Consider the following 18,064-nt stretch of genomic DNA (forward strand, 5'->3'; position numbering starts at 1 on the left):
TCGCAAAGAAAAAGCGCGCGACCTCACGGTCTGCGCGCTTTTTTCATGGCTGGCAATTCCAGCGTCTCAGCCCGTCATGCGGGCCGAAGCATCACACCAAAATCTGCCAGAGCAGTAGTGTCATCACCAGTCCCACGACGGAGACGATGGTCTGCAACACAGACCACACCCACAGTGTCTCCTTGAGCTTCAGGCCGAAGTACTCCCGCACCATCCAGAAACCCGCGTCGTTGACGTGGCAGAAGAACACCGACCCCGCCCCGATCGCCAGCGCAATCAGCGAGCCTTGCACCGGCGGCAGATGCATCACCAGCGGCGCCACGATGCCGGCCGTCGTGGTCGTTGCCACCGTCGCCGATCCCGTCGCCTGACGCAACGCCACCGCGATCAGCCATGCCAGCAGAATCAGCGGCATGTGTGTGCCGACCGCCACCTTGCCGATCGTCGTCGCAATACCTGCCGTCACCAGCGCCTGCTTCAAACCACCGCCTGCACCAATCGTCAGTAACAGGCCAGCAATCGGCGGCAGCGCGCGGCGCAGCGTTTCGCCCACGCGGGCACGCGGCAGACCACGTCCCCAGCCGAGTACGACAATCGCCACGATCACCGTCAGCGCCAACGCGATGATCGGCTCGCCAAGGAAGTCGAGCGCTTCGAAGACCGGCGTCTCGGGGGTGAGCGCCACCTTCGCTAGCGTGCGGCCCAGCATCAACACCACCGGCAGCAGAATCACCAGCAGCGCAGCGGCAAACGGCGGCGGTGCGAGGTCGTCGTCGCGCTTGGTGAACAGGTCGCCCAGTTGCTGCGGCGCTTCCACATGCAGGCGCGGCGCGAGCCACATGCCATACAGCGGCCCAGCCAGAATCACCGCCGGAATCGCAATCAACAGCCCCAGTCCCATCGTCATGCCGAGATCCGCGTGCAGCGCCGACACGGCGATCAGCGGCCCCGGGTGCGGCGGCACCAGCGCGTGCAGCGTGGTCATGCCGGCCAACGCCGGAATCGCCACGCGCAGAATCGGCGTGTTCGCACGGCGGGCCATCACGAAGATGATCGGCACCATCATGACGAGGCCCACTTCGAAGAACAGCGGCAACCCGATGATCATCGCCACCACTGCCATCATCCACGGCAGCGCGCGGCCTTTGGCAAAGGTGAGCAAGACGGTCACGATGCGGTCGGCCGCCCCCGTGTCCGCCATCAACGCGCCGAGCATGGCCCCTAGCGCGATGATCATGCCCGCGTCGCCCAGAATGCCGCCCGCGCCCTTGCTGAAGGCACTCGCGACCGAATCCAGCGGCAAGCCGGCGCCCAGACCCGCGATAAACGTGCCGATCAAAATCGACAGGAACGGCGAGAGTTTTAGCGCACTGATGAAGAGAATGATGGCGACGAGGCCGACGAGGCAGGACAGCAATAGACGCGTGTCGTGCGCTGCCCAGGGCACGACGTGGTTGACTAGCTCCACGATGATCCTTGATGACGAGAAACAAAAACACCGGTAGAACGCACGCGGGGAAGCGGCGTCGTACCGGTGTGCGAAGGCATTGTGCTACTAGCGGCGGCCGCATGCACGCATGGGGCGCAACGCCCCGTGATACGGGGCAGGCGGGGCGCGGCAGCAAGTTTCAGGTGTCGAAACATCGCCGCCGCCGGGTGCTTTACTGGAACGCGACTTCGTTGAAACTCCGGAGCTTGCGGCTGTGCAGACGGTCCAGACCGTTATCGCGCAGCAGCTCCATGGCCTTCACGCCGATCTTCAGATGCTGATCGACACGCTCGCGATAGAACCGGTCGGCCATGCCGGGCAGCTTCAGTTCGCCATGCAGCGGCTTGTCGCTCACACACAGCAGCGTGCCGTACGGCACACGGAAGCGGAAGCCATTGGCGGCAATGGTCGCGCTTTCCATATCGAGCGCAATCGCCCGGCTCTGGCTCATGCGCTGCACCGGCTCGCGGTGATCGCGCAGTTCCCAGTTACGGTTGTCGACGGTGACCACCGTGCCCGTGCGCATCACGCGCTTGAGTTCGAAATCGTCCAACTGCGTCACGTCGGCCACGGCGCGCTCAAGCGCCACCTGCACTTCTGCGAGCGGCGGCACCGGCACCCACAGCGGCAGGTCGTCGTCGAGCACGTGGTCTTCGCGCACATAGCCGTGGGCCAGGCAGTAATCGCCCAGACGCTGCGAGTTACGCAGGCCCGCGCAGTGACCCAGCATCACCCACGCGTGTGGGCGCAGCACCGCAATGTGGTCGGTAATGGTCTTGGCGTTCGACGGCCCCACGCCGATGTTGACCATCGTGATGCCGGTGTTATCCGGGCGCACGAGGTGATACGCCGGCATTTGCGGCAGACGCGGCGGCGGCGTGCCCTCCGAATCGCGCGCGGCAATGTTCTGGTTCCAGTGGATGACGTTGCCCGGCTCGACAAACGCCGTGTACTGGCTGCGGTACTCGCGCTCCGCCGGGTCGTCGCTCGCACTCATCAACTCGCGGCCCAGCTCGACGAATTCGTCGATGTAGAACTGGTAGTTGGTGAACAGCACGTAATTCTGGAAGTTCTCGGGCGACGTGGCCGTGTAGTGGCGCAGGCGATGCAGCGAGTAATCGACACGCGGCGCGGTGAACAGCGCGAGCGGCAGGATTTCGCCGGGCAGCGGATCGCGCGTGCCGTTGACGATGCTGTCGTCCATCTTGGCGAGATCGGGCACGTCGAACGCCGTGCGCATGGCGCGCAGGTGCGACTGGTCGAGATCGCCTTCGAGATACACGCCGTCGCGATAAGCGAAGTGCACGGGAATCGGCTCGTCGGATACGCCGACTTCGAACGCCACACCGTGGTTGTGCGTGAGACGGCGCAACTGCTCGATGTAGTAGTTCTCGAAGAGATCGGGACGCGTAACCGTCGTCTGATAGCTCCCCGGGCCCGAGACGAAGCCATAGGACAGGCGCTTGTCGAGCTGGGTGATGTCTTCGGTGGTGATGCGAATGAAAGGATAGTGCGCGCTGACACGGCGCGCCGCGTCCTTCTCGGTGGAAAAGCGCTCGAACGCCGCCCGCAGATATGCGGTGTTGGCGTCGTAGATCGTCTTCAGATAATTGACGGCTTCCACCGGGTCGGCGATCGATCGGGTGGCGTGGACCGGTTCTTGTTCGGACATGCGCAAACCTCTTCTGTCTTTTCGTGATGTCGAGTATGCGCCTATTGTGGCACGACTGTATGACGCCCGCGGTGCCGTGTTTTGAGCCGGATTTGGCTTGCGTTAGCTCAATTCCCGGCCGCCGCGAACGCCTTCCCGCTACCCGCCGTCAGTCCTCCAGACGCATGCCGACCTTGAGCGTCACCTGCCAGTGAGCCACCTTGCCGTTTTCGATATGGCCGCGTGTTTCCGTGATCTCGAACCAGTTCAGATTGCGCAACGTCTTGCTTGCGCGCTTGATGGCCCCTTTGACGGCGTCATCGATGGACTTCTCCGACGAGCCGGTGAGTTCGATCTGCTTGTAGACATGCTGCGTCATGACTGCCTCCCGAGAGGTGGTTGGAACGACTCCTCATGCTAGGCGCATGCCTCCCCCACGGCAAGTCGGGCTTGTCCGATAGGGTTGTCGGGATTGTCTTGTGTCAGTTGGCGGGGTTGTCTTCGTCCGGCCCGTCGTTCGGCCCGTCGTTCGGCCCGTCGTTCGGCCCGTCGTCCGGGTCGTCGTTTTGGCCTTCGGTGGACGTAGCGGCGGCCGAATGGTCCGCAACGTCGATCCCCCGCAGCGCCGCCGGCAGTACGGTATCGAGCGGCTTGGGCACCACGCTCGTGAGATTGCGGCGCACCTTTTGCAACAACTGCATGAGCTGCACGGTCTCGAAGGCCGTCAGCCCGGTCAACGCCTCGTTGCGCACCTCATCGGAGAGCTTGCGCGCCACCGCCAACTGTTCGACCGCCGCACGCGTGACGTAGAGGCGATGCAAGCGCGGGTCGCGGGCGTCCGGGCGGCGACGCACCCAACCGGCCTCTTCCATGCGTTCGAGCGAGCGTGCGAGCGTCTGAGGGGAGACTTCGAGTATGTCGGCCAGCACGGTCTGGCTCACGCCGCGATTGTCGGCGAGATAGACGAGCAGACGGCACTGCGCGCGCGTCATCGGCAGCGCGCGTTGGGCAAACTGCTCGAAGCGGCGCCCGTACAGACGCTGAACGTCTGCCACGAGAAAGCCGAAACGTTGGGCGGAATCGGTCACTTTCATAGGCCGCATTATGATAAACATGTTTACGAATATCAAGCAGCCAAAACAGTCGTAGAAATCGTATACGGATTACGTCGGACTCCTTGACTGATACCGGCGATTCAAACGATCGACCGAGTCGAACGAGGTGATCGAATCGCACCCCGCCACGCCATCGATCTACGCCGCCGCTTCGTCTGCCGCGTCCTGCCCGCTGCCGTGCCCGAGCCAGTCGAGCGCGCCCTCGCCCGCCGTCTGTGCCCCCGGACCGGCACGCCGGATCGCAACCCCCACGGCCAGCACGTCGATCGTCGCGAGATGCAGAATGCGCGCGATCATCGTGACGTGTGCGCCCATCGTCTCCACGTGATCGTTCGGCAGCACCAGCGTGGCCTTACGTGCGAGCGGCGAATTGCGAGACGTCAGTGCAATGACCTTCGCGCCACGCCCGACGGCAATGTCGACCGCGCGGTTCAGATCGGCCGAACGCCCCGACGCTGAGATCGCCACAACGACATCGCCTTCGTTCAGCAACCCCGCCGACGCCTGCAACAGATACGGGTCGCCGTAGGCAATCGTCGGCATGCCGAACCGGAAGAACTTGTAGTGCGCATCCTGAGCAATCACGCCCGAATTGCCCAGCCCGTAGAACTCAATACGACGTGCGCCATCGAGCAGCGACACGGCCGCTTCGACGGTGCGTGCATCCAGATGCTCACGCAGTTGCAGAATCGACGAGACAGTGTTGTCGAGCACCTTTGCGCTGAACTCCGCCGCCGAATCGCCGACATGCACCTGACCGTGGCGCACCGGCAGCGTCCCCGTCAACGCGCTCGCGAGCTTCAACTTGAAGTCCGACAGCCCCTGACAACCCAGCTTGCGGCAGAACCGGATCACCGTCGGTTGACTGACACGCGCCAGCCGTGCGATTTCGGACACTGGCTCTGCCAGCAGTGCGCGAGGCTGTTTCAGTGTGAGCTCCGCGACCCGTTGCTCGGCGGGGCTGAGCCGATCGCGCAGGCGATGCAAGCGATCGATCAATGCGCCCGCCCCTGCCGCGTGCGTGCCCAACTGCTCCGCAAGAATCGCCGAGGTGCCAAGAAACGCCGGATGATCGGCGGTGATGACGAACGTCGGAATCTTCTTCAGATAAGCTTCAAAACGCCCCTTCGCCTCGAAGCGCTCGCGGAACGGCGAATCTTCGAAGAGCTTGCCGAGCTTGGGAATCACACCGCCGCCGAGGTACACGCCGCCAACGGCGCCCAGCGACACGGCGACATTGCCCGCCAACGTGCCGAGCATGGCGCAGAAGCAATCGACCGTCTCGCGGGCAAGTGCATCGCCTGCTTCCGCGAGTTTCACGATGTCGGGCGTTTCGAGCGGTTTGACGCGTTTTTTCGCACGAAGGGCCAGCGCCTGATAGACCAGCGCCATGCCCGGCCCCGCGACCAATCGCTCGAACGACACATGCGGAAAGTGCTGCCACGCGTAGCGCAACACGTCGATTTCGCGTTCATCGGCTGGTGCGAATGTGGTGTGCCCGCCTTCGCTGCCCAACGCAATCCAGCGGTCACCGGCCGGGATCAGACCCGACACGCCAACGCCGGTCCCCGGCCCCAACAGACCGAGCACACCGTTCGGCCGTGGTTCGCCACCGCCGATCTGATGCTTCTGCGTGTCGTTCAGATACGGCAGCGCCATCGCCAGCGCGGTGAAGTCGTTCACGACAAGCAGCGTCTCGAACCGCAGCGCACGACGCGTGGCTTCGATGGAGAAGTGCCAGTCGCGATTGGTCATGCGGACTTCGTCGCCCTCGATGGGATTGGCAATCGCAATCGCCGCGTGACGCACGGGTTCGGCGTGATCGGCCTCATCGAGATAGGCGCGGATGACTTCCGGCACGCCGGGATAATCGTCGCAGGCGTAGTCGCGAATCTCGACGAGATCGCCCGGTGCAATCTCAAGCGCGAACCGGGCGTTGGTGCCGCCAATGTCGGCGAGCAGCCGGGGGCCACTCACATGCGGGGGATTATTCCTCACTCCAGAAGACATCGATCTTGACTCCTTCACGGTGAATCAGCCGGGAGATGGCGTTGTCCTGCGGTTGCGCCTGCGCGGCTTCGAGCACGGCGCGCTTGGCCTTGCCCCGAATCTGCAACAGCAACCGCTCGCTCGACGCCAGCGCAGACAACGACCACGACACGCGTGTGTACGGAGCGTGCTGCGGTTGCACGAGGACGAACTTGTCTTGGGTGGTGATGGCGTCGTGCCATTGCGGCGCGTCCGCGAAGAGCGACGCGGTGTGACCGTCTTCGCCCATGCCCAGCACGCAGACTTGCGGCACACCGTGAGTCCACGTGTCGTTGAGCGTGCGCACTTGCAATTCGGGGGCAGCGGAAGTGTCGACAAGCGGCAGCCACTGCGCTCCCGTGGCGCCCGGCAGCAATGTTTCACTCACCAATCGGGCATTGCTGTCGGCGTGCGTGTCGGGCAGCCAGCGATCGTCGACGAGGGTGATGCCGATGTCTCGCCACGCCACGGGCAGGCGCGCGAGTTGCGTGAGAAACGGCTTGGGGCTCGTGCCGCCCGACACCGCGAGCAGCGCACGCGGGCGAATCGTCAGCGCCTCGTCGAGGCCCGCAACCACCGCATTCGCCAGCGCATGCGCCTGCGCTTCGCGGGTCGGATACGTCCGCCAGTGAATCATGTCTCGCTCCTTATGCTTGCTGACTTCGCCGCCTCGCCGGTCTGTTTGCCTGACTTCGCGTGCGCTCGGCTGTCGTCTATCAGTTGTCTTCTTCGACCCAGCACGTGCCGTATTGCGCGAGCAGTGCGCTTGCGGCGGGCGGCCCCCAAGTCCCGGCGGCATAGCGCTTCGGCCCCTTGTGCTGGCGCGCCCAGTACGCCTGAATCGGTGCCACCCAACGCCATGCCTGTTCCTGCTCGTCGCGGCGCACGAACAACGCGAGCCTGCCGTGGATCACGTCGAGCAGCAAACGCTCGTAGGCATCCATGGTGTGGCCCTTGAAGAACTGGTCGAAGGCCAGATCCAAATGGACTGTTTGCAGATTCATGCCCTCGCCCGGCTGCTTGGCAAGACAGTAGAGCCGCATCGATTCGTTCGGCTGCAAGCGAATCACGAGACGGTTGGCGCCCGCATGCGCAGTCGCTTGGCCGAGCAGCGGATACGGCGTGGGCCGATAGTTCACCACGATCTCCGCCACGCGCTCGCCCAGCCGCTTGCCGGTGCGCAGGAAGAACGGCACGCCGGCCCAGCGCCAGTTGTCGATCTCGACCTTGAGCGCGACGAAGGTTTCGGTCTGGCTGTCCGGCGGCACGCCGGGTTCGTCGGTGTACGCCGGCACGGCTGTCTTGCCGATGGCCCCGGCGCCATACTGGCCGCGCACCACGTTGCGCGCCACCGTGTCGTCATCCAGCGCACGCAACGAGCGAAGCACGCGCAGCTTCTCGTCGCGAATGGCGTCGGCGTCCATCGCGAACGGCGGCTCCATCGCGACGATGGCAAGCAATTGCAGCAAGTGGTTCTGCACCATGTCGCGCAACGCACCGGTCTGCTCGTAAAACTCGCCGCGCCCTTCTACGCCAAGCTCTTCGGCAATCGTGATCTGAATGCTTTCGATCAGGTCACGCCGCCACATCGGTTCGAAGATCGCATTGCCAAAGCGCAGCGCGAGCAGGTTCTGCACCGCCTCTTTCCCAAGATAGTGATCAATCCGATAGATCTGGTCTTCGCGGAAAATCGACCCCACGGCGTCGTTGATCGCCACGGACGAGGCGAGATCATGACCGAGCGGCTTCTCCAGCACGATGCGGCCGTTCTCGTTGAGTTTGGCGCTGCGCAGCCCTTCGCAAATCGGGATGAAAAGCGACGGCCCGGTCGCCAGATAGAAGATGCGCACACCCTCGCGCTTTGCCAGCCGTTCGGCCAGCGTATTGAATTCTTCTTTGCGGCCCAGATCGAGCGGCAGGTAGTCGATGGTGCCGAGAAAGCGCTTCCACTGCGCCTCGTCCCAGACGTCGGCCCCGATGTGGGAGCGCACATGCTGCTCGCACCACGCGTGGTACGCCTCGGCGTCCATCGGGCTGCGCGCGACCGCCAGAATGTTGCCGACCTCCGCCAACTGGCCCGTGCAGAACGCCCTGAACAAGGACGGAAGCACCTTGCGCAGCGACAAATCGCCGGTGGCGCCGAACAAAACAAAGGTATAGGGTGAAGGCGTGTTCATGGAGAGCGTGGACTCCGTGCGGTCGGAACGTGAAACCACCTGCGCCGCAAGGGCTTAACAGCGGGCGCACCGGCATTGCGAGCGGTTTCTGACGTCACTGGGAAGGCGCAACTTTGACACTGCATTATAGTTTAACTACACTGCAATTCAACTAAATCTCGTGCTTTGACTACATCGTCAGGTAGTTTCGGGGCGACGCAGGACAGAGCACTTCCCAGCCAGCATGCGGGCCGCGCGCCGCAGGTATCGAGCGCGCGAGACGTATGGGCAACCCACAACGTCCCGGAATCCCCATGACCCAGTCTTCGCACAACGTGTCGCTGCATCCGGTGGTCAAGCGCGTGACCGAACGCCTGATCGAGCGCAGCCGTAAGTCACGAGCGGCGTATCTGGCAGGTGTCGAGCGTGCCACCCAAGGCCAACCCGGGCGCGAATCGCTCGGCTGCGCCAACATGGCCCACGCGCTCGCCGCCGCGCCCGCCGACGACCGCCTGAAAATCCGCTCCGAGCGCACCCCGAACATCGGCATCGTCACCGCTTACAACGACATGCTCTCGGCGCATGCCCCGTTCGTCGAGTTTCCCGACATCATCAAATCGGCCGCCCGTGCGCATGGCGCAAGCGCGCAGGTTGCGGGTGGCGTGCCCGCCATGTGCGACGGCGTGACACAGGGCTACGCGGGCATGGAGTTGTCGCTGTTCTCGCGCGACGTGATCGCCATGGCCTCGGTGGTCGCGCTCTCGCACCAGATGTTCGATGCCGCCATGTTCCTCGGCGTGTGTGACAAGATCGTGCCCGGGCTGGTCATCGCCGCGCAGGCGTTCGGACACTTGCCGGCCGTGTTCACACCCGCCGGCCCGATGCCCTCGGGTCTGCCGAACGACGAGAAATCGCGCATCCGTCAGGAGTTTGCCGCCGGACGTGTCAGCCGCGCCGCCCTGCTCGACAGCGAACTTGCCGCGTATCACACGGAAGGCACCTGTACGTTCTACGGCACGGCCAACAGTAATCAGATGCTCATGGAATTCATGGGACTGCATCTGCCGGGGGCCTCGTTCATCAATCCGCATACGCCCTTGCGTCACGCACTCACGCAGGCCGCGACCGCGCGCGCCGTGGCGCTGGCCAAGACGGGTATCAACACCTCGCACATTCTCGACGAGCGCGCCTTCATCAACGGCGTGGTCGGCCTGCTCGCCACGGGCGGCTCGACCAATCACACGCTGCACCTCGTTGCGATGGCGCATGCGGGCGGTATTTTGCTCGACTGGCAGGACTTCGCAGAACTCTCCGACGTCACCCCGCTGCTCGCCCACGTGTACCCGAACGGCAAGTCCGACGTGAACCAGTTTCATGCGGCGGGCGGGCTGAATTTCCTTATCCGGGAACTGCTCGACGCCGGCTTTCTGCACAACGACGTGACGACTGTCATGGGTCACGGCCTGCGCGCCTACACGCAGGAAGCGACGCTGCGCGACGACGTGCTCTCATGGCAGGACGCCCCGGCGCAAAGCCTCGATGAGAACATCGTGCGCCCGGCCTCCCGGCCGTTTGCGCACGAAGGCGGCTTGCGCATGCTCGCAGGCAATCTCGGCCGCGCTGTGATCAAGTCGTCCGCCGTCAAACCGGAACATCAGAAAGTGCGCGCACCAGCACGGGTGTTTCCCGATCAGGAATCGGCGCAAGCGGCCTTCAAGGCAGGCGAGTTGACGCGCGACGTGATCGTCGTGGTCCGCTTCCAAGGGCCGCGTGCGAACGGCATGCCCGAGCTGCACAAGCTCATGCCGATGCTCGGCCTCTTGCAAGACGAAGGCCATCACGTGGCGCTGGTGACCGACGGGCGCATGTCGGGGGCATCGGGCAAAGTGCCCGCCGCCATTCACCTGTCACCGGAAGCGGAACAAGGCGGCATGCTCGCGCGGGTGCAGGACGGCGACATCATCACCATCGATTGCGAGAAGAACCTGCTTCATATGGAAGTGGACGCTGCCGTGCTCGCGGCGCGCACGCCGGAACCGACGCCGCAACGCGCGTTCGATCCGTGGCGCAACACGTTCGGACTGTTCCGCAACAACGTGGGCGCGGCACCGCACGGCGCTTGCGTGTTGTTCAACGATGCCGAGTATCCGCCGGGGTCATAGGCGCCCTAGGCACGCTTGTCACCCGGCTTGCGCGACAGGCTGCGCACTCGCCCCTTCGATGCGGGCGGGCGCGCAGGCTGAGTACCGCGCTCCCCACGATTGCGCTCTGCCTCCGCTTGCTCTCGAATCATGTCGATAAGCGCTCGCAACCCGGCGGGCGCATGGCGGCGGCTCGGGTAATACAGACACACGCCATCGAGCGGCGGTGTCCACGCCGTCAGCACACGCACCAACGTGCCCGCTTGCAGGTCGGCCGCCACGTTCCATTCGCTCAGATACGCCAGCCCCAGACCCGCGCGCGCTGCTTGCAGCATCAGATCGGGTTCGTCCAGCGTCAGCACGCCATCGACGTCGATGCGCGCCACTTCGCCATGCCGCTCGAACTCCCAGTGATAGATCACGCCACTCGGCATGCGCATGCGAATACACGCGTGGGCCAGTAGATCCGCTGGGGCACGCGGCGGCTTGTGCCGGGCAAAGTAGTCCGGGCTGCCGACGACGGCAAAGCGTAGCGCGCCACCGAAGGGCACCGCCACCATGTCTTGCGGCACGGCTTCGGCCAGCCGGATGCCCGCGTCGAACCCGCCAGCGACGATGTCGACCATCTTCCCCTCGGTGACGATATCGAGCTTCATGTCCGGGTATCGCTGCAAGAACTCGAGAAAGAGCGGCATCACCACACGCGCAGCCCCTGCGGAGGTGTTGATACGCAATACGCCCGACACCGTGTCGCGAAAACTGCCCGCCTGTTCGATCGCCACGCGAATGGTGGAAAGCGCCGGGGCCACGCTGTCAACGAACTGCGCGCCCGCCGCCGACAGCGACACGCTGCGTGTCGTGCGGTTGAACAGGCGCACGCCGATGCGCGCCTCCAGACCGGCCACCGCATGGCTGAGTGCCGACGTCGAGACGCCCAATTCGGTAGCCGCTGCGCGGAAATTTCGATGGCGCGCCACCGCCAGCACCGCCTCAAGCTCACCCAGACCGGAGGTTTTCATTGTCCTGAATCTCTCAACGTGACATGCCGGATTGTACGGCTACTCAACACAATGTTGCGCACCTATGATGAATCCATCCCCCCACTCCATCGCGAGTCATCATGCAGATCATCGACAAGATTTATATCGACGGCGCGTTCGTCACGCCGCACGGCGACGAGTCCTTTGACCTCTTCAACCCGGCCACTGAAAAAGTGATCGGCCGCGTGCGCCTCGCCGATGCGCAGGACGCACGCGATGCGATTGCCGCCGCGAAGCGGGCCTTTCCCGCGTTCTCCCGTACGAGCAAGCGTGAGCGCATCGAGATGCTCAAACGCATGCACGCCGCCGTGCTCGCGAGAGAAAACGACCTGCTCGACGCCATCGTCGAAGAATATGGTGCGCCGGTCTCGCGCGCCGGATGGATGGCGCGGCACGCCAGCGACGTGCTGCTCGAAGCCGTGAAGGTGCTCGAAAACTACGCGTTCACGCGCCCGGCGGGCACGGCCGAAGTTGTGATGCAGCCGCTTGGTGTCGCGGGCCTGATTACGCCGTGGAACAACGACGCAGGCTTTATCTGCGGGAAGCTCGCCGCCGCGTTGGCGGCAGGTTGCACGGCCGTCATCAAGCCCAGCGAGATGAGCGCCATTCAGACGCGCATCGTGACCGAAGCGTTGCACGCAGCCGACTTGCCGCGTGGTGTGTTCAACATCGTCACGGGGCGGGGCGAAACGGTCGGCGCCGAAATCAGCGCGCACCCCGATGTCGCGAAGATTTCGTTCACCGGGTCCACGGCCGTCGGCAAGACCATTCTTCGCACAGCGGCTGAATCGTTGAAGCGCGTGACGCTGGAGCTCGGCGGCAAGTCGCCCTTCGTCGTGCTCGACGATGCAAACTTCGACGACGTAGTGCCAATGGCGCTCGGCGCGGGCTTCATGAACAGTGGTCAGGCGTGCATTGCAGGCACACGCATTCTCGTGCCGCAACACCGGCTGGCCGAATTCGAAGCCCGCGTGCGCGAGGAAGTGGCGCGCACACAAGCGGGCAACCCGCGTGATCCGCAAACGGCTATCGGGCCGATGGTCAGCCGCAAGCAATGGGAGCGCGTGCAAGGCTACATTCGCATCGGCACCGATGAAGGTGCGCGCTTGATCGCGGGTGGCGAAGGACTGCCGGCAGGCGTGGATAGCGGGTGGTTCGTGCAGCCGACCGTGTTCAGCGATGTGTCGAACGACATGCGCATCGCCCGCGAAGAAATCTTTGGCCCGGTGCTGTCGATCATTGCCTACCGCGATACCGAAGACGCGATCGCCATTGCGAACGACACCCCGTATGGCTTGCAGGCGTATGTATTCGGTGCGGACAAGCAACGTGCACGCGAGGTTGCTGCGCGGCTCGAAGCCGGCCGTGTCATGGTCAATACGCTTAACCACGAGCCCGCCGCGCCGTTCGGCGGCTTCAAGCAATCGGGTATCGGCCGCGAGTACGGCACGTACGGATTAGCGGCATTTCTCGAACCGAAGGCCGTGCTGGCCGCATCCTGATTCCCTCCGCTATTCCCCCCAAGATGGCGTCAAAAATCTTGACGCCATTTTTATCCCCTCCTACTTAGACTGGCCTCGTTGTCACTTCAGTCGCTTGTCGACACGCAGCCATGCCTACGCTAGCTCAACGCGCCAGTCTCGAACCTCCCGGTGCTCGTCTCGCACCCGCTGGCGCCCCGTTCGAATCATTCGAATCTCACGAATCGCACGACGCCATCGAGACGCCCGACTCGCGCACACCGCAAAGCCTGCAAAGCCCGCGTCCGGCGCCCACCGTCCGGCAGCGCAACCGGCACACGCCGCGCGCACGTCTTGACGCCACGCTCGACATCACGCTCAGCCGCGCCGCCGTTTCCACGCTGGCCGTCACGCTGGCGATGAGCCTGCCGCTGCCGTGGCGCGTGGAGACGATTCGACCGATCCGGCGCGATACCGCCGCCGTCGTGTCGATCGCCCTGCCGCGTGTTGAAGCGTCGCGCGCCATGCATGTCGTCATGCAGTCGCTGCCGGAAGCCGAGTTCGGTGCCCTGCGCCTGCGCCCGGCCGTCTGACCGAATCGAATTGAACTGATTTGAATGAATACCCGTCGCGCCTCGGGGCCGACGGGCTGCCCTCACCCGACATCACGTTATGAACACTGCCATCTTCGAAGGCGTGTGGATTCCGCTCGTTACTCCTATGACCGGCGCCAACGGCGCGACCATCGACCACGATGGGTTCAAGCTGCTGGTCGACTACTACCTCTCGGCCGGTGTGAACGGTCTGGTCGTCGCCGGCACCACCGGTGAGGGCACGCTGCTCACCGATGAAGAGCGCTACTGGCTGGCCCAGACCGCCTGCCAGTACGCCAACGGCCGTACGCCGGTGATGGCCGGTGTGGGGGCCGCCGATACGGCCAATGCTGCACGCCAGATTCGCCGCCTCGACGATCTGCCGCTCGCCGGCTATCTTGTGCCGCCGCCCTACTATCTGCGTCCGTCGCAGGAGGGCATCCTCTGGCACTACCGCACGCTGGCCGCTGGCACGCACAAGCCGATCGTGCTCTATAACGTGCCGCTGCGCACGGGCGTCACGCTCGGCGTGGATACGATTCGCGAACTGGCCGCGCACGAGTCGTTTCCCTGCATCAAGGAATGCGACGCGCATCCGCTGCTGCATCTGCCCTCGCAAACGACCATGCGCGTGATGTGCGGCGACGACATGCAGTGGCTCCCCGCGCTGCAAGCGGGCGCCGTCGGCGGCATCTCTGCTGCCGCCCATATCCGTCCCGATCTGTATCTGAAGTTGATGCGCTATGTGCGCGAGGGCGATATGGCACACGCCAACACGCTGTTCAACGGCATGAAGCCGTTGATCCGCCGCCTGTTCTCCGAACCCAATCCGGTCGCGATCAAGGCTGCACTCTCCTCGCTGGGGCTGTGTTCGCCGATCGTGCGCCGTCCGCTCATGCCGTGCAGCGCCGCCCTGCGCAAAGAGATCGACGCCCAACTCGAAGTGACGATGGCGTTCTGATCGCTACCGTCGCGCTGACTGCTCTGATCGTTCTGACTTGAGGACATTCGCCATGGATGACATCGAACAACGCCACCGGACTGTCGCACGCTTGCTCATCAAGCTCTCGGGCACCACGCTGGCCAGACTGGCGTACGCTACCGGCATTACCGGCAATACGATTTCGCGCTGGGTGCATGGCGACTACTGCGTGCTGGGCGCACAGGGACGCGACAAGCTGCTCGCCGCGCTCGGCGCCTCCACCGACGGCACGAATATCCGGCTGGCACCGCGTGCGACCGGTGCCGCGCAACCGATGTTTCACATCACCGGTCTCGTGCAGGCCGAGCGCTTTGCCACGCTTGCGGCGCTAACGTCGTCGCGTTTCGTCGCTGCGCGCGAAACGTGTCAGGGGCAGACGCTCGTGAGTCTGGTCACCGATGCCGACGGCCAGACCACGGCGTTACTCATCGGTCCGCGTGAAGCGCTCGACGAGGTGTACGCCGAGCTGGGGATTGCGATGTCGCCGAAACGCCAGCGGGAACCGGCGTTCGGCCACTACGGCGCAGGCAGCGCAGGCGGTGAAACTGCACGTGCGCCGTCGCATTGAATGGCGATTGACGTTGGCCTCACTGCCAGCCGAAGCGCCGTGCAAACATGCCCTTCATCATCTGCGTCAGCACGGCATAAGCGAGCAGAATTGCGGCGAGCAGCGGGAAGTAGGCGAGCGGCAGCGCCTGCATCTTGAAGGTATCGGCGAACGGCGACATCGGCAGCATCAGCCCGATGAGCATCACCGCGCCGGTCATCATCAGCAACGGCCACGCCGCGCGGCTTTGCACGAACGGAATGCGACGCGTGCGGATCAGGTGCACGATCAGCGTCTGCGAGAGCAGCCCTTCGACAAACCAGCCCGACTGGAACAACGTCTGATGCTCGGCGCTGTTGGCACCGAACAGATGCCACATGGCGACGAACGTCAGCACGTCGAAAATCGAACTGATCGGGCCGAAGAAAATCATGAAGCGCGACAGGTCGGCGGGGTTCCAGCGCTGCGGCTGCGTGAGTTGCTCGGGGTCGACGTTGTCGAACGGAATGGTCGTCTGCGACAGGTCGTAGAGCAGGTTCTGCGTGAGCAGTTGCAACGGCAACATCGGCAGAAACGGCAAGAACGCGCTGGCGATCAACACCGAGAAGACGTTGCCGAAGTTCGAGCTGGCCGTCATCTTGATGTACTTGAGCATGTTCGCAAACGTGCGGCGCCCTTCGATCACGCCCTGCTCCAGCACCATCAGGCTCTTTTCGAGCAGGATGAGATCGGCGGCCTCTTTGGCGATATCGACGGCCGTATCCACCGAGATACCGATATCTGCGGCGCGCAACGCCGGGGCGTCGTTGATGCCGTCGCCCATGAAACCGACGACGTGACCATTGGCGCGCAACATGCGCACCAGCCGCTCCTTATGGGCGGGCGTGAGTTTCGCGAACACGTTGGCGCGCTCGACCGTCTCGGCGAGTTCGGCGTCGCTCATGTTTTCGATGTCGTCGCCGAGCACGCAGCCGTCGACCTTCAAGCCGACTTCACGGCACACCTTGGCGGTGACCAGATCGTTATCGCCGGTGAGTACCTTCACCGCCACGCCCGAGGCAGCCAGTGCCTTGAGTGCAGGCGCCGTCGACTCTTTAGGCGGATCGAGAAACGCGATGTAACCGACCAGCACGAGCTCGCGCTCGTCGGCAATGCCGTAGCTCTCCTGCACCGGCGGCAGATGGCGCGTCGCCACTGCCACCACGCGCAGGCCTTCGGCGTTCAGGTCGGCCGTCACGCGGCGCAGACGCGCGAGGACATCGGGGGTGAGCGGTTCGACGTTCGCACCGTGTTGCACGCGGTCGCACACGGCCATGACTTCCTCGACCGCGCCCTTGCAAATCAACTCGTGATGCTCGCCGTTCTCGCTGACCACGACCGACATGCGACGGCGCTGAAAGTCGAACGGAATCTCGTCGATCTTGCGATAGCGGTTCACCACGTCGAGCCGCTGATGCAGTTCGCCGTGATCGAGCACGGCCACGTCGAGCAGGTTCTTCAGACCGGTCTGATAGAAGCTGTTCAGATAGGCGTACTCCAGCACGTATTCCGAAGCGTGGCCCCACACGTCGGTATGGCGCTCCAGACAAATCTTGTCCTGCGTGAGCGTGCCGGTCTTGTCGGTGCACAGCACGTCCATCGCGCCGAAGTTCTGAATCGCATCGAGCCGCTTGACGATGACCTTCTTGCGCGAGAGCACGACGGCGCCCTTCGCAAGCGTGGCCGTCACGATCATCGGCAGCATTTCGGGCGTCAGGCCCACAGCCACCGACAGCGCGAACAGCGACGCTTCGAGCCAGTTGTGCTTGGTGAAGCCATTGATGAGCAGCACGATGGGCGTCATCACCAGCATGAAGCGGATCAGCACCCACGACACGCGGTTCACCCCCTGCTGGAACGACGTGACCGTGCGCTCCTGCGCCGTGACGCGCTGGGCCAGCGAGCCGAAGAACGTGCGCGCGCCCGTCGCCACGACCACCGCCGTGGCCGAACCGCTCACCACGTTGGTGCCCATGAAGGCGAGGTTGTCGTAGGCCAGCGGGTTGCTGCCGCCCGCATCGCACACGTGCGCGAACTTCTCGACCGGCAACGCTTCGCCCGTGAGTGCCGATTGCGAGATGAAGAGGTCTTTCGCGGCGAGAATGCGCACGTCACCCGGAATCATGTCGCCCGCGGCGAGCAACACGATGTCGCCGGGCACCAGCTCGGCCAGCGGAATTTCGCGGCCCATGCGCGCCGATCGCGCACCTTGGCGCGTTGACGCTTCGCCAGCGATCTCAACGTCGCGGCGCAGTACGGTGGCGGTGGTGCTGACCATCGCCTTGAGCTTCTCGGCCGCCTTGTTCGAGCGCGCTTCCTGCACGAATCGCAACACCGTGGAAATGATCACCATCGTCGCGATGATGATCGTTCCCTCGGTGTCGTCGGTCGCATACGACACCGCCGCCAGAATCGAGAGCAGCAGGTTGAACGGATTGCGGTAGCAGTGGAAGAGGTGCAGCCACCAGGGCAGCGGCTTTTCGTGCTCGACTTCATTGGGGCCGACGTGCGCGCGAACGGTCGCGGCTTCGTCGTCGGAGAGCCCCTCGCGGGTCGTGCGCAGACGCACGAGCAGATCGGGGCCGGCAACGCGGGCAGCGTCGGCCAGACCCGGTGGTGCCTCGTGGCCGTGCGCCGGCGCATCGAGGGTTTCGAGCATGTCGCGACGGCGGAAGTAGCGCAGGCCGAGGCGCGCGCCGAGTACCGTCATCAGTCGCTCGCTGAGCGTGAGGGTTTGTTGCATCGGAGACATCCTGAAGGATCGCGGGCGCCAGCCCCGGTCTGTCGTGACCGGGCGGCGCCCGAGGGCTAGGTTTTATTGTT

At 64.2% G+C, this 18,064-nt stretch carries 14 protein-coding genes; 5 read left to right on the forward strand and 9 right to left on the reverse strand.

Features of this window, described 5'->3' with window-relative positions; all coding sequences use genetic code 11:
- Positions 1 to 91: 91 nt before the first annotated feature.
- From AT302_RS20160 to zwf, 7 genes are all read right to left on the reverse strand, one after another.
- The gene (locus AT302_RS20160) at positions 92 to 1,468 is read right to left on the reverse strand and encodes a GntT/GntP/DsdX family permease (protein ID WP_058375541.1); all 1,377 of its coding nucleotides are present in this window, start codon (positions 1,466 to 1,468) and stop codon (positions 92 to 94) included.
- 193 nt (positions 1,469 to 1,661) lie between these two features.
- On the reverse strand, positions 1,662 to 3,161 hold the full coding sequence (locus tag AT302_RS20165) for an AMP nucleosidase (protein ID WP_058375542.1): 1,500 nt from the start codon (positions 3,159 to 3,161) through the stop codon (positions 1,662 to 1,664).
- 148 nt (positions 3,162 to 3,309) lie between these two features.
- The gene (locus AT302_RS20170) at positions 3,310 to 3,519 is read right to left on the reverse strand and encodes a dodecin (protein ID WP_058375543.1); all 210 of its coding nucleotides are present in this window, start codon (positions 3,517 to 3,519) and stop codon (positions 3,310 to 3,312) included.
- Between the two features lie 103 nt (positions 3,520 to 3,622).
- On the reverse strand, positions 3,623 to 4,228 hold the full coding sequence (locus AT302_RS20175; protein WP_218918969.1) for a MarR family winged helix-turn-helix transcriptional regulator: 606 nt from the start codon (positions 4,226 to 4,228) through the stop codon (positions 3,623 to 3,625).
- Between the two features lie 165 nt (positions 4,229 to 4,393).
- Positions 4,394 to 6,265, reverse strand: coding sequence for a bifunctional transcriptional regulator/glucokinase (locus AT302_RS20180; protein ID WP_058375545.1), 1,872 nt, complete (start codon positions 6,263 to 6,265; stop codon positions 4,394 to 4,396).
- Positions 6,243 to 6,920 carry a 6-phosphogluconolactonase gene (pgl, locus tag AT302_RS20185; RefSeq protein ID WP_058375546.1) on the reverse strand — a complete coding sequence of 226 codons (678 nt, stop codon included), beginning with the start codon at positions 6,918 to 6,920 and terminating at the stop codon, positions 6,243 to 6,245. The genes AT302_RS20180 and pgl overlap by 23 nt, the downstream gene beginning before the upstream one ends.
- A gap of 79 nt (positions 6,921 to 6,999) precedes the next feature.
- Entirely contained in the window at positions 7,000 to 8,460 is a 1,461-nt protein-coding gene (zwf, locus tag AT302_RS20190; protein ID WP_058375547.1) for a glucose-6-phosphate dehydrogenase, read from the reverse strand.
- A 293-nt stretch (positions 8,461 to 8,753) separates the two neighbouring features.
- Here zwf and edd point away from each other — a divergent pair, with 293 nt between their 5' ends.
- On the forward strand, positions 8,754 to 10,601 hold the full coding sequence (edd, locus tag AT302_RS20195; protein WP_058375548.1) for a phosphogluconate dehydratase: 1,848 nt from the start codon (positions 8,754 to 8,756) through the stop codon (positions 10,599 to 10,601).
- 5 nt (positions 10,602 to 10,606) lie between these two features.
- On the opposite strand, the gene AT302_RS20200 is transcribed toward edd, so the two are convergent.
- Positions 10,607 to 11,599, reverse strand: coding sequence for a LysR family transcriptional regulator (locus AT302_RS20200; protein WP_084656356.1), 993 nt, complete (start codon positions 11,597 to 11,599; stop codon positions 10,607 to 10,609).
- 101 nt (positions 11,600 to 11,700) lie between these two features.
- Between AT302_RS20200 and AT302_RS20205 the strand changes: the two genes are divergently transcribed.
- The 4 genes from AT302_RS20205 (at position 11,701) to AT302_RS20220 (ending at position 15,223) form a co-directional block, all read left to right on the forward strand.
- Positions 11,701 to 13,122, forward strand: a complete 1,422-nt coding sequence (locus AT302_RS20205; RefSeq protein WP_058375549.1) for an aldehyde dehydrogenase family protein — start codon at positions 11,701 to 11,703, stop codon at positions 13,120 to 13,122.
- Positions 13,123 to 13,232: 110 nt separating this feature from the next.
- On the forward strand, positions 13,233 to 13,673 hold the full coding sequence (locus AT302_RS20210; protein WP_058375550.1) for a hypothetical protein: 441 nt from the start codon (positions 13,233 to 13,235) through the stop codon (positions 13,671 to 13,673).
- Positions 13,674 to 13,752: 79 nt separating this feature from the next.
- Positions 13,753 to 14,634: a 4-hydroxy-tetrahydrodipicolinate synthase gene (gene dapA / locus AT302_RS20215; protein ID WP_058375551.1), complete on the forward strand. Its 882-nt coding sequence runs from the start codon at positions 13,753 to 13,755 to the stop codon at positions 14,632 to 14,634.
- Positions 14,635 to 14,686: 52 nt separating this feature from the next.
- Positions 14,687 to 15,223 carry a helix-turn-helix domain-containing protein gene (locus AT302_RS20220; RefSeq protein WP_058375552.1) on the forward strand — a complete coding sequence of 179 codons (537 nt, stop codon included), beginning with the start codon at positions 14,687 to 14,689 and terminating at the stop codon, positions 15,221 to 15,223.
- 19 nt (positions 15,224 to 15,242) lie between these two features.
- On the opposite strand, the gene mgtA is transcribed toward AT302_RS20220, so the two are convergent.
- Positions 15,243 to 17,984 (reverse strand): magnesium-translocating P-type ATPase, encoded by a 2,742-nt coding sequence (gene mgtA / locus AT302_RS20225; protein ID WP_058375553.1) that lies wholly within the window; start codon positions 17,982 to 17,984, stop codon positions 15,243 to 15,245.
- Between the last annotated feature and the right edge of the window lie 80 nt (positions 17,985 to 18,064).

The organism is Pandoraea norimbergensis (assembly GCF_001465545.3).
GTDB lineage: Bacteria > Pseudomonadota > Gammaproteobacteria > Burkholderiales > Burkholderiaceae > Pandoraea > Pandoraea norimbergensis.